The 12,643-nt window shown below is 71.3% G+C and carries 10 protein-coding genes; 5 read left to right on the top strand and 5 right to left on the bottom strand.

What is annotated here, in order from left to right; genetic code table 11:
* Window positions 1-48: 48 nt before the first annotated feature.
* Together BJ982_RS23090 and BJ982_RS23085 are read left to right on the top strand one after the other, a co-directional pair.
* Window positions 49-1,185: a sensor histidine kinase gene (locus BJ982_RS23090; RefSeq protein ID WP_184883316.1), complete on the top strand. Its 1,137-nt coding sequence runs from the start codon at window positions 49-51 to the stop codon at window positions 1,183-1,185.
* The gene (locus BJ982_RS23085) at window positions 1,182-1,856 is read left to right on the top strand and encodes a response regulator (protein ID WP_184883314.1); all 675 of its coding nucleotides are present in this window, start codon (window positions 1,182-1,184) and stop codon (window positions 1,854-1,856) included. The genes BJ982_RS23090 and BJ982_RS23085 overlap by 4 nt, the downstream gene beginning before the upstream one ends.
* On the opposite strand, the gene BJ982_RS23080 is transcribed toward BJ982_RS23085, so the two are convergent.
* The 3 genes from BJ982_RS23080 to BJ982_RS23070 form a co-directional block, all read right to left on the bottom strand.
* The gene (locus BJ982_RS23080) at window positions 1,737-3,056 is read right to left on the bottom strand and encodes a serine hydrolase domain-containing protein (RefSeq protein ID WP_184883312.1); all 1,320 of its coding nucleotides are present in this window, start codon (window positions 3,054-3,056) and stop codon (window positions 1,737-1,739) included. The genes BJ982_RS23085 and BJ982_RS23080 overlap by 120 nt on opposite strands.
* Before the next feature lie 37 nt (window positions 3,057-3,093).
* Window positions 3,094-3,471, bottom strand: coding sequence for a hypothetical protein (locus tag BJ982_RS23075; protein ID WP_184883310.1), 378 nt, complete (start codon window positions 3,469-3,471; stop codon window positions 3,094-3,096).
* A gap of 165 nt (window positions 3,472-3,636) precedes the next feature.
* The gene (locus BJ982_RS23070) at window positions 3,637-4,113 is read right to left on the bottom strand and encodes a VOC family protein (RefSeq protein ID WP_184883308.1); all 477 of its coding nucleotides are present in this window, start codon (window positions 4,111-4,113) and stop codon (window positions 3,637-3,639) included.
* 182 nt (window positions 4,114-4,295) lie between these two features.
* Here BJ982_RS23070 and BJ982_RS23065 point away from each other — a divergent pair, with 182 nt between their 5' ends.
* From BJ982_RS23065 to BJ982_RS23055, 3 genes are all read left to right on the top strand, one after another.
* Window positions 4,296-4,946: a winged helix-turn-helix transcriptional regulator gene (locus tag BJ982_RS23065; RefSeq protein ID WP_184883306.1), complete on the top strand. Its 651-nt coding sequence runs from the start codon at window positions 4,296-4,298 to the stop codon at window positions 4,944-4,946.
* 125 nt (window positions 4,947-5,071) lie between these two features.
* A complete protein-coding gene (locus BJ982_RS23060; RefSeq protein WP_184883303.1) occupies window positions 5,072-5,827 on the top strand; it encodes a PilN family protein in 756 nt (251 codons plus the stop codon).
* 119 nt (window positions 5,828-5,946) lie between these two features.
* Complete coding sequence (locus BJ982_RS23055) at window positions 5,947-6,498, top strand: GNAT family N-acetyltransferase (RefSeq protein ID WP_203958893.1); 552 nt, start codon at window positions 5,947-5,949, stop codon at window positions 6,496-6,498.
* A 188-nt stretch (window positions 6,499-6,686) separates the two neighbouring features.
* On the opposite strand, the gene BJ982_RS23050 is transcribed toward BJ982_RS23055, so the two are convergent.
* Window positions 6,687-7,274, bottom strand: a complete 588-nt coding sequence (locus BJ982_RS23050; protein ID WP_184883301.1) for a hypothetical protein — start codon at window positions 7,272-7,274, stop codon at window positions 6,687-6,689.
* Window positions 7,275-7,359: 85 nt separating this feature from the next.
* Entirely contained in the window at window positions 7,360-12,594 is a 5,235-nt protein-coding gene (locus BJ982_RS23045) for an Ig-like domain-containing protein (RefSeq protein WP_184883299.1), read from the bottom strand.
* Window positions 12,595-12,643 lie beyond the last annotated feature (49 nt).

Here is a 12,643-nt window from a genome sequence, read left to right as displayed (position 1 = left end):
CCCCGTGGCCGGATGTACCCCGCCAGGCCGGCCGTTACCGTACCGGGCATGCCCGCTGTGAGACCCACCCTCCGTCAGGTCGCCGTGGACGTCGTGATCGCCGCGACACTGCTGGCGGTGGACATCGGCGTCGGCGGCAACGTGCTGCGGGACGAGACGCATTCCCCGTGGCGGCTTCCGGTCTCGCTGGCCGTCGCCGCCGTGATCGCCGTGGCGCTCGCGCTCCGCAGGTACCGGCCCCTCGGCGCGCTCGTCCTGATCATGACGCTGTCGGTCCCCGCCGCCGCGCTCGGCCTGCTGTGGGACCCCTTCGTCGCCGCCGCCTGCGCCCTGTACACGCTGACGCTCAGCGCCCAGGGAGGACGCGCGGCGCGGGCCACGGCCTGCGCCGCGGCGGCGGTGGCGGCCGCCGGCGCCGCCGGCGCGGTGCTGCGTCCCGGCGGCGGGTGGTGGTGGTACGCGCCTGCCCTGCCGCTGCTCGCCGGCGCGTGGAGGTGGGGGCTCAGCGTGCGCGATCGGCGTGAGCAGGCGATACGTCTGGAGCGGCAGCGTGACCACCAGGTGCTGATGGACGAACGGCTTCGGATCGCCCGCGAGCTGCACGACGTGATGACCCACGGGATGGGGCTGATCGCGGTCAAGGCGGGCATCGCCAACCACCTGGCACGGAACCGGCCCGAGGAGGCCCTCGACGCGTTGCGGGTCATCGAGGCGACGAGCAAGGAGGCGCTCGCCGAGACGCGCAGGCTGCTCGGAGTGCTGCGCGAGGACACCGGACCGGCGCCCGCGCCGACGCTCGCCGGTCTGGCCGAGCTCGCCGAGCGAGCCTCCGTGGCCGGGGCCGACGTCGAGCTGTCGGTGCGGGGCGGGAACGACCTGCCGGAACCCGTCGAGCTGGCCGCCTACCGGATCGTCCAGGAAGCCGTGACGAACGTCGTCAAGCACGCGGCCCCGGCCCGCTGCCGGGTGAGCGTCCTGGCCGAGGACGGAGTCGTGACCATCGAGGTGACCGACGACGGCCGCGGCGCCCGTTCTTCCGCCGGTCCCCCGGGACACGGCATCGTCGGCATGCGGGAGCGGGTCACGCTGTACGACGGCCGGTTCGCCGCCGGACCGCTGCCGCAGGGAGGATTCCAGGTGAGCGCGACCCTGCGCTACCGGCCCGTCGGAGGTGACGCGCGGTGAACGGGCCCATCCGGGTGCTCATCGCCGACGACCAGGCCCTGCTGCGGGGCAGCTTCCGGGCGCTGATCGAGAACGAGCCCGATATGACCGTCGTCGCCGAGGCGGGCACCGGCGGGGAAGCCGTCGAACTCGCCCGCGCGCACCTGCCCGACATCGTGCTCATGGACGTGCGCATGCCGGCGATGGACGGCATCGAGGCCACCCGGCTGATCCGCGGAACGCCGGAGACGCAAGGCGTGCGCGTCCTGGTCCTGACCATGTTCGACCTGGACTCCCATGTGTACGCCGCGCTGCGCGCGGGGGCGGGCGGGTTCCTGCTCAAGGACACCCGGCCCGCCGACCTGTGCGACGCGATCCGCCTCGTCGCCCAGGGAGAGGGCCTTCTCGCGCCGACCGTCACCCGCCGGTTGATCGCCGAGTTCGCCCGCCTTCCCGAGTCACCCCCCACGCCGACCCGCGAGCTCCAGCGCCTGACGGACAGGGAACGCGAGGTCCTGACCCTGATCGCGCGTGGTCTGTCCAACAGCGAGCTCGCCGAGCGGCTTCACCTCTCACCGGCCACGGTGAAGACCTACATCGGACGGTTGCTGGCGAAGCTCCACGCCCGTGACCGCGCCCAGCTCGTGATCATCGCCTACGAGTCCGGGCTGATCAGCCCGCACCGCTCCTGATCGCCGGGGCCGGCGCGTGGGACGTCGGCGCGCCGCGGATCGGACGGCGTCGACGAGGACGGCGGCTCTGCGGTCCCGTGTGCCATCCTGGAGGTGGTTCATGACGTAGCCGAACGCGAGGCCGGTCGCCGGGTCGGCGAAGCCGAGGGATCCGCCGTAGCCGGGGTATCCGAAGGCGGTCGGGCTGTACCAGGAGAAGGCGTCAGGAGTGGGCAGGCCGAAGCCGGTGCCGATGCGGACGGGCACGCGCAGGACGCGGTCGATGCCGCTGGTCTGTTCCTCGGTCGCGGCGGCCAGGGTCTCCTGGGTGAGGACGCGGTGTCCGTCGACCTCGCCGATGAGGGCGGCGTAGAACCGGGCCAGGGAACGGGCGGTGCAGATGCCGTTGGTGGAGGGCATCTCGGCGGACTGTTCGGCGGGATCGTTGTGGTCCAGCGGAGGGGTGAAGAGCATCATCGACCGCACGGTCAGCGACGCCGGGTCCGCGTAGGCCGCCATCACCTCGCGCACGGGTTCGGGCAGGGCGTCGAGGTCGGTGGCGGCCAGGGCGTCCAGGTCCACGGGGGGCGCGATGATCCGGCTGACCCGGTGCCGCTCGCTTTCGGGCAGCCCGATCCACAGGTCCAGGCCGAGCGGGGCGGCGATCTCGTCCGCGAGGTACCTGCCGATGCCGCGGCCGGAGACCCGGCGGACGACCTCCCCCACCAGCCAGCCGTAGGTGTGCGCGTGGTAGCCGTGGGCGGTGCCCGGCTCCCAGGCGGGACGCTGGGCGGCCAGCGCGGCCACCACCGGCTCCCAGGCGATCGCGTCCGCCGGGGTGAGCGGCCGGTCGAGCACCGGAAGCCCGGCCTGGTGGGTGAGCAGCCAGCGCACCGGGACGCGGTCCTTGCCGTGCGCGGCGAACTCCGGCCAGTACTCGGCGACGGGCGCGTCGAGGTCCAGTTCTCCCCGCTGCGCGAGCAGGTGGGCGCACGCCGCGGTGACGGCTTTGGTGGTGGAGTAGACGACCTGCACGGTGTCCCGCTCCCAGGGACGGCCGTCCTCGGGGTCGGCGATCCCGCCCCACAGGTCGACGACCTTCCGGCCGTGCAGGTAGGCGCTGACCGCGGCGCCTCCTTGGGGGTTGAGGGCCTGGGAGGCCGCGAACGCCTCACGTACCGCTTCGAATCCCGGTGCGGTGTCCCCGCTGACTTCGGACATGCGTCATCGCCCTTCGAGAGCCGGGTGTACGGATCGGCTACCTGCGCCAGCTCTCGACGAGCCAGGCGCAGATCTCCGGTTCGGTCATCTCGGGGAACTCCGCGCCGAACACGGCGAGCGCCCGCAGCGCCTCATCGCGATCGAGGCCGCGCACCGCCGCCGCTTTGAGGTATTCCTGACGCGCGACGGTGGGCCGGCCTCCGCCCGCGCCACGGCCGGGAAGGCCGGCGCGCCAGCGCACGATCTCTTCCAGCCGATCGCGCCGCCAGCCCGGCGTCCCGTCGACGTCGACGTCGGGTTCGGGGAACGGGTGACCGGAATCGGCCGGATAGCGGGCCCGCCACTTGTGAACCGCGTGCCGGCTCACCCCGAGCACCTCGGCGATTCCAAGAACGCCAAGGTAGGACTCGGTCATGGCACACGCACCCTCTTGTCTCCCCGGCCTCCTCCGCGAATGCCATTCCTACCACGCCCGTACACGCCCGAGACGCACCGAACATCGTCTCTTACGTAGACGACCTTAGTCAGGCCCGATAACTTCGTCAACGCCAGTGACGACGTTCGTTCACGCGGGAGCGCGTCAGTGGGAGCTCCGTTCGTCGTCGGCGGCGGAGGTGAGGGCGGCCAGGCCGATCAGGTTGCCCTCGGGGTCGGCGAGATGGGCCACGACCAGGGATCCTCCCGGGCGGGGGTCGGGGGCCAGGCGGCGGGTGGCGCCGAGGGTTTCGGCCTTGCGGAGGGTGGCTTCCACGTCGGGGACGCCGACGTAGAACAGGACGTGCGGCTCGAAACCCGGACCGCCGCCCACGCCGCCCGGGATTCCGGCCGGGAAGGAGACCTCGTCCCACGTTCGGGGGCCGTCCGGCGGGGACGTCGCGGGCGGGGAGCCGGGGGCGTCCTGGCGAGGGGTGACGAAGCCGTAGTCGCCCGGGTCGGAGATCCGCGCGGACACCGGGCCGGTCGTGTCGAAGTCCCAGTCGAACAGCGCGGCGTAGAAGCGGCGCAGCGCCGCGGGGTCGCGTCCGATGATCTCGAAGTGCACGACGGGCCGTCCCATGGTGGTCCCCTTCCGGCGCTCTTCGCGCCCGTCCGTGCGCACCGCGGCCCCGCCCAGGGCCGAGGTCGCCGTACGCCCCCATCCGGGCGAAGCCCCGCCCGGAAGGCTCACCGTAGTGACCATGGTTGTTAAAAACAACCGGCTGGTTGTAAATTGCCATCGAGCAGAAGGAGACGGACGACATGCCGACGAGCCGCACCTACCAGGACGCCTGCGGGATCGCCCGTGCCCTGGACGTCGTCGGGGAACGCTGGGCCCTGCTGGTGGTTCGGGAGCTGCTGCTCGGCCCGAGGCGCTTCACCGACCTGCGCCGCGCGCTGCCGGGCGCGAGCTCCAACCTGGTGAGCGACCGGCTGCGCGAGCTGGAGGCCCGGGGCGTGATCGCCCGTCGCCGGCTGGCGCCTCCGGCGGGCTCGCAGGTCTACGAGCTCACCGCATGGGGACGGGAACTGGAGCCGATCGTGCTCGCCCTGGGCGGCTGGGGCCTGCGCGCGCCGATGCCGCCGGGGGCGGTCACGCCGAGCGCGACCTCCGTCCTGCTCTACCTGCGCGGCGCCGCGCGCCCCTCCCCCGGCGCTCTCCCGGCCGTGTTCCGCGTGGAACTGGACGACCACGTGTGGACGGCCGAGTCCTGCGCGGGGAGCGTGACCGTGCGTCCCGGAGAGCCCGCCGGGGCGGACGCCGCCCTGCGCACCGACCCGGCGACGCTGAACGCCCTGCTCGCGGCGCCGTCCGGCCTGGACGCGGCCCTGTCGGCCGGCCACGTCACCGCGACCGGCGACCTGGACGCCCTGCGCGGGCTGCTGCGCTCGGTGGCGGATCCGGCTCACTGATCGGGACGTACCCGCGGGGATCGGTCGCGGACAGGGGACCTGACGGGGTCGCGCGTGTGATGATTGCGCTGCCCATCGTTTCCCTCACATGGACCATCCGCCGGTGACGCTAGGGGGCCGATCACGTGCCACGAGCCGGGCCGGGCCGCGTCCGCCTCTTCGCCGTTCTCTTCCTGCTCACGTTCGTCCTCGCGGCCGTCGGCGGCGTCGTCGCGGGCATGAAGATCACCGCGCTGCGGGACGAGGCGCGCGCCCAGGCCGACCGGTTGCAGTCCCTGCAGAGCCAGGTGAGCACGGTCGGCAAGGAGACCGACCAGCTCCGCCGCGAGCGCGACGCCGCGAAGAAGGACATCGCCGCGCTGGAGAAGGAGGCCGGCACGTCGCTCAAGGACGTGACGCAGATCTTCCGGGACGGCCTCAGGCTGTCCGGCAAGGACCTGCTGGAGGCGGACGTCCCGGAGGGCGGGCTGAACGTCCCCCTGCGCCAGACGAGCTGCGTGTCGGACTTCGACAACTGGACGTGCTCGGACTTCACGACCATCTCGGCGAAGGTCGAGCCGTGCGACGGCGCCCAGCGGTGCCTGACGCAGACGTGGGTGACCGGCCCCGCGCCCCTCTCCCAGGGCACGGAGGCGCCGGCGTGGTCGTGGTCCGCGACGGGCGCCCCCGCGGGGGTGCAGTTCACCTGCGCGGGCGAGGACGTCAGCGACGAGATGACGTGGCGGTTCACGATGGAGCCCCTGGCCGCCGCGTTCGACGCGGGCGACCGGCGCTGGCGGATCACCGAGTATTCGGCCGAGTTCCACCTGGAGACCTCCGGCGCCTCCGGCTGCCCCGCCTTCGCGACCACCTGGACGATCGCCGACGGACTGGTCCCCTGACCCACGGGCGGAACCCCCCGCGGCAGGCCCAAAACAACCGCCGGCGCGCATCAGCAGCTCGTCCAAGGCTCCCCCGCTGAAAATGTCAACACCTGAGGGACGCGATACCGTTTTTCGCCATGGAGATGGTGATATTTCCGGCCACGCCGCAGGACGTGCCGGCCCTCGCGCGCATGCGCAGGGACGCCGAGGACTGGCTGGCCGCGCAAGGGATCCGGCAGTGGCCGCAGGGTCATGTGGCGCCCGAGCGGATCGCGGAGCAGATAAACAAGGGTGAATGGTATGTGGCCAGGTCAGGCGAGGTGCCGTGCGGAGCCTTCCGCCTGCTGTGGTCGGACCCGCGAGTCTGGGAGGAACGCGACGCGTTCGCCGCGTACGTGCACGGCCTCATGATCGACCGCGGGCGGGCCGGAACCGGAGCAGGCGCGGCCATGCTGGCCTGGGTGGAGGACCGGGCCCGCGAGGCCGGGACCGACCTGGTGCGCCTGGACTGCGTGGAGCACAACGCACGCCTGCGCCGTTACTACGCGGACCTCGGGTTTCTGGAGGTCGGACTACGGAAATTCAGCCCCCGCTGGACCGGCGTGCTACTGGAGAAGCGACTCGCTCCCCGCGTTGATACATACAACAGACGGCTCACATACGCGGAGCCGCTTGCTCCCGAGGAATGAAGGCGGACGCGCAGAAGGTCCATTGCCTGTACACGTTGAAGCCCGGGGCGACGTCCGAGGAGTACGTCGAAGCGTCCAGGACCGTCGCCCAGGCGATCCCCCGGAAGCAGCCCGCCATACGGAGCTTCCGGGTCTTCGGCCACACGTCGGCTCGGCAATGGCCCCGGGTTCCACCGCGAAGGCGCCGGTCACGCCCCGGCGCCGCGGTGGAAATAGCGGGTGTGCTCGTCGGAGAACCAGTCCTCCCCCAGGTGCACGCCGGTGATCCGCTCGGCCAGCAGGAAGGCGTGCGTCAGCCAGACCCCGAACGTGACCTTGTCCAGCAGGCGGAGGCCCGCGAGATGCCGTTCGAGCGGGCGCGTGTCCCCCTCGGGGTCGTCGAGCCGGACGAGACGGCACACGAGCGCGCCGTCGCGCGCGTAGTAGAACGAACAGTACGACCCCTGGCCAACGGTTAGGCAGCAGGCCTCCCCTCCGGCCGAAAGCGTCGCGAGCCTGCGGCGTCCCGCCGAGGCCAGCGGCTCCAGCGCGACGAGCCATGCCCCGGCCCGCCCGACGAGCAGCGGATTCGGCCCTTCGCCTGACACCGCCCGCTCGTAGGACTCGTCGTAGGCGTCCTCGAGGACTTTCGACGCGGCCGTCGACGGATCCGCGCCGAGGGCCTCCGCCAGATCGCCGGCGTCCGTGCCCGGCGCCCAGGTGACACAGATGTCGCGCATCTGGAAGTCGTACGAGTCGAGCAGGTGCCGGTAGGAGGGCTCCACCGCGTCGGGCACTGCTTCCTCCGATGGAAGGGAGCGACGGCCGGCTCCCGCGGGGATGACACCGATGCCCGCGGAAGACCGGCCGTCGCCGAGACTTTTATTCAGGAATCTTCACATAGAAGCGTTCGAACGCGTGCCGCTCGTCCGCGCCCGTCTCGGCGTGGTAGCCGAAGACGCGGAAGTCCTGGAAGAACCATCCGAGCTTGCTGCCGACCGACCGGTTGTGGCCTTCGTCCACGTACTCGACCGCCACGTTGCGATCCGTGTCGTCCCCCGCCGAGCCTTCGTGCGTCGCGGCGAAGGGATACTCGTCACAGTCGTGACCGGACGGCTTGGGCAACTTCAGAATCCTGAGCATCTCGGCACAGTAGGCCCTTGATTCATCCCGGTTGTCCTCGTCCCTCTCCTCGCTGGCCGTACGGTGCAGCGGAAGGTTCTTCTCCTTGAGCCCCGGGATGACCTTCCCCGCCTTACGGGGGAACGTCCTGTCGTCCTGGGGCGTCGCCGAGTTCTCGGTCAGGGCTTTCCGTATGAGGTAGGCGGACTCGTTCGCGTACGGAACCCCCTCCTCGCTCTTGTAGATCAGCGGACTCTTGAACGACGGCGTGTACTCGACGAACACACAGCCCCCGTACCGCTGGGCGAGCGTCTCGGAGGTGTCGCAGCGCACCGGCATGTCGGCCATCTTGGAGTTGATGTACGGCATGTAGCCGGTGCCCGCCGCCAGGTACGGCTGCATCGTGCAGACGGCCAGTTTGTGCGGCCCGCGGCTCGCGGCCTTGTCGGAGAAGTACTGGAAGTAGGACTGCTTGACGCTGTCGTTCCTCCACTCCGCGAGGGTCCGCCTCTGCGTCTGACCGCCCGTCTGCTGGCAGCCCTGGCCGAAGAAGCCCATGTCCACCGTGAGCATGGTGGACTCCGGCCAGATGGTCGCTCCCCCGGCGCCGGACACGCGGATGTCGTCGACGCGCGTCCAGACCTTGACGGTACGGCTGTTGATCACGGTGCGGTTCTCGTCGGTGGCCTTCTCGGCGTTGGGGCCGGGAAGTTTCTTGAAGATCTTCATGCCACCGGCGTAGGTGTAGGCGGCCACGCTGAACAGGAATTCGAGCTTGCCCTTCACCTTGTACTCGTACTTGCAGCCGCACGGGTCCGTGGTCTTGGTCTTCTGGGTCCGCGCCTTGCCCACCGTGCGGTAGGAGCACCAGTTGTAGCCGTCGCGCACCCATCCATGGGGGTAGGTCCTCTTGCTGCCGGCCTGTTTGTTCACCCAGCAGTCACTGAAGTGGACGCGCTTGTCGGGCAAGGTCGGCCACGGCGCCGAGTCGCCCGCCGCGGCGGCCGCCGCCGCGTTCGCCGTGCCCGCGGCGGAGGGCACGGACCGCCCCGCCGCCGTCGCGGTCGCGCTCACGGCCAGGCCGTGCCAGGCGGTCCACGCGCCGCTCACACCACCGGCGTTGCCCCGCGCGCGCCAGCGCAGCTTCCACCCCTTGGACAGCCTGCCCGAGGGAACCGTCACCGAGGCGTAGGAACCGGGCGCGGTGGCACTGCTGGTCCCCGACCAGATCAGCCCGCTGCCCTGCGCCGGAACGGCCGGATCGTGCTCCACCTGGACGGTCAGCGTCGAGCTACGCCCGTCCGGGTCGTCCATCTGACCGCCGAACGACGGCGTCAGCGAGGTGGTGACATTGCCTGCCTGGTTGGAGGGGGACACGTACTCATCCGACACACTCGGCTTCGACACATCCACCGTCAACGTGTGCCAGTCCGTCCAGGCGCCGTTCACGCCCCCGGCCGTCGCGCGAGCACGCCAGCGCAGCTTCCACCCGTCCGACAGCTTCCCCGAGGGAACCGTCACCGAGGCGTAGGAACCGGGGAACGTCGAGGTACTGGTCCCCGACCAGATCAACCCGCTGCCCTGTGCCGGAACAGACGGATCATGCTCCACCTGGACGGTCAGCGTCGAACTACGCCCGTCCGGGTCGTCCACCTGACCGCCGAACGAGGGCACCGCCGAGGAGGTGACATCCCCCGTCTCGTTGGAGGGGGACACGTACTCATCCGACACACTCGGCTTGGACACATCCACCGTCAACGTGTGCCAGTCCGTCCAGGCGCCGTTCACGCCCCCGGCCGTCGCGCGAGCACGCCAGCGCAGCTTCCACCCGTCCGACAGCTTCCCCGAGGGAACCGTCACCGAGGCGTAGGAACCGGGGAACGTCGAGGTACTGGTCCCCGACCAGATCAACCCGCTCCCCTGTGCCGGAACAGACGGATCATGCTCCACCTGAACCGTCAGCGTCGAACTACGCCCGTCCGGATCACTCACTCGGCCACCGAAAGACGGCACCGCCGAGGAGGTGACATCCCCCGTCTCGTCGGACGGGGACACGTACTCATCCGACACACTCGGCTTGGACACATCCACCGTCAGCGTGTGCCAACTCGTCCAAGCCCCGTTCACACCCCCGGCCGTGGCACGAGCACGCCAGCGCAGCTTCCACCCGTCCGACAACCTGCCCGAAGCGATCGTCACCGAGGCATACGAACCGGACGCGGTCGCACCACTCGTCCCCGACCAGATCAACCCGCTGCCCTGCGCCGGAACGGACGGATCGTGCTCCACCTGGACCGTCAGCGTCGAACTACGCCCAGCGGGATCACTCACCCGGCCGCCGAACGACGGCACCGCCGAGGAGGTGACATCCCCCGTCTCGTCGGACGGGGACACGTACTCGTCCGACACGCGGGGCGCGTCGGGCGGCACCGGCGGCTCGCCGGTCGTGAAGGACCAGGTATAGGCCGTCATGGTGTTGCCGGCGCCGTCCTTGGCCCCGGTCACCTCGGCGGTGTACCTGGTCGTCCCGGCGAGGGGCGCGGAGGGGACGAAGGACAGGGTGGCCGGTGAGGTCGCGGTCGCGGTGCCCGCGACCGCGGCGCCCGAGGGGCCCTTGACCGTGATCTGCGCGCCGGTCACGGGTTCGCTGAAGGTCACCAGGACGGGGGCGCCCACCTCGGTCTCGGTGGCGTCCCTGGCCGGGTTCGTCCCGCTCACCGTGGGTGGTGTCGTGTCGGGCGGCGCGGTCGTGAACGACCAGGTGTGGCCGGTCATGGTGTTGCCGGCGGCGTCCCTGCCACCGGACACCTCCGCGGTGTGAACGGTGTCGGCGGCCAGCGGCGCCGTGGGCGTGAACGACCATTCGTCGTCACGCGCCCCGGCTGCGACCGTGCCGGCGACCGGCGTGCCGGCCGCGTCCTTGACGACGATCCGCACGTCGTAGACGGGCTCGCCGAACGTCACCACGATCGGGTCGATCACCTTGACGCCGGTGGCGTCCTTGGCCGGGACGGTGCGCGTCACGGCGGGGGCCGTGTGGTCGGTCACCGTGGCGAACGACCAGGTGTACGGCGCCATCATGTTGCCGGAGGCGTCCCTGGCGGCGGTCACGCCGACCGTGTAGGCGGCGTTCCAGGCGAGCGGCGCCGCGGGGGTGAACGTCCACACCTTCCCGTCACCGGCCGCGGTCAGGCTTCCCGGCACGGCGGTCCCCGCGCCGTCCTCGACCGTGAACACGGCGCCGGTGACCGGTTCGCTGAAGGTCGCGCGGATCGGGGCGGTCAGTGGAACCTCCGTGGCGCCGGAGGACGGGTCCGTGGCGGTGACCGCCGGGACGGTGGAGTCCACCGGAATCGTGGTGAACGACCACGAATAGGGCGCGGCCTCGATGCCGTCGGCGTCCGTGGCCCCGGTCACGGAGGCCTGGTACGTCGTCTCTCCGGCGAGCGTGCCCTGCGGGGTGAACCGCCACACGTCACCGGCCGGGTTCGTGGTCAGCGCGCCCTGCACGACCGTTCCCGCCGGGTCCTTGAGCTCGATCCGCGCGCCGGTCACGGGCTTGCTGAACGTCACGCGGACGGGGGTGGTGACGGCGATCTCGGTCTCGCCGGAGGCGGGGTCGGTGCCGGCCACCGTGGGCGGGGCCGACTCGGGGTCCGAGCCGATCGGGGAGATCGTCGTGTCGGGCAGCGTGTCGCTTTCCACCTCGAAGGTCTGCCCGGAATCGCTCTGCCGGACCGCCGCCTCGGCGACGGTCACCGTCTCCGGGGCGGGACGGACGTCGGACTGCGGGATCTCGTCGGCGAGCAGTTCCTCGTACGTCGGCAGCCTGTCGTCGGGGACGCCGTCGCGTTCGTAGGCGATGTCGAACTCCTCAGGGACCGGCTCCTCGTACTCGACGAAGAGCACCGGACCCCGGCCGTCCACGCCGGACCATTCCGAGGAGAGGTACTCCCGGTAGTTCGACGGCCCGCTGCCGTCGTTGACCGCGGCGAGTTGCACGCCGTAGTTGGCCGCGCCGTCGGCCCATGCCTGGACGACGCCCTCGATGGAGTAGTAGACCTCCCCCGAGGGGTCGTTGCAGTACACGTAGGAGCCGTCGCGCTTCATGATGCGCCCGACGCCGCTGCCCTTGACGCCCTCGCCGCTGGTGGTCACCAACGGCTGGTTGTCCCAGCGCAGGTCGCGGGAGCTGCTGGAGTCGAGGGCCCAGTCGCTGGTGACGCGGCGCGCCGCGATGTCGCCGGCGTTGGCGCCGCAGCCGGTGGTGATGTAGTTCCACGGGCGCAGGTCGGCGTTGATGATCCGCCGGCCGTAGAAGGGCGCGTTGGTCAGGTCGTGCTTGATGTAGCCGCGGTACCGGTAGTAACGGCCGGCGCCGCCGTCGAAGTTGTTGCGGCCGGTCAGGATCTCCTGGCGGTACTGGGTGGCACGGCCGGTCGTGAACCGGGAGTCGTCGGAGACGAACGCGTCGGTGGGGAAGCCGGGCCCGTACCACGGGGTCGGGTCGCCGGCCAGCGTCACCGGATAGGTCGTGCGCGGGTCGGCGAGGAAGGCGGGGTCGGGCGTGTAGGTGAGCCGTCCGCCGCCGGCGTCGAGCCGGGCCTCGGCCTTGCCGATCCTCCCGGTGGTGATCGATCTGGTCGCCTCGGCGTCCAGCAGCAGCGGCGCGGCGACCTCGGCGACCCTCTTCCCCTCGTCCAGCACTTCGGCGCGTCCGGCCTGGGTGCGGTACTTCAGGCCGGCGCCGGTGGCGATCGGCAGGCTGAAGGCGGGAGGGGTGGCGGGACGTTGCCTGATGACGATCTTCTGCAGGATCCCGGCAGGCGTGGCCTCGATGACCAGGTCGGTGCCGGGTCCGTACGCCGAGGGATAGGTGGCGGTGTTGCGGGCGAGCACCGGCTTCGGCAGCGTGGCGGGGGCCGACAGCCTGGTCTCGCCGCGGCCGTCCTCGACGGTCAGGAGCGCGGTGTCCCCGCCCGCGGACAGCCGCACCTGGTCTTTGATCGACTTCGGCCGTACGGCGCCGCCGTCCTGGACGAGG

This window comes from Sphaerisporangium siamense (assembly GCF_014205275.1).
Lineage (GTDB): Bacteria > Actinomycetota > Actinomycetes > Streptosporangiales > Streptosporangiaceae > Sphaerisporangium > Sphaerisporangium siamense.
Note: the sequence above shows the minus strand (reverse complement) of the source record. Positions and strands in the feature narration are given on the sequence as shown.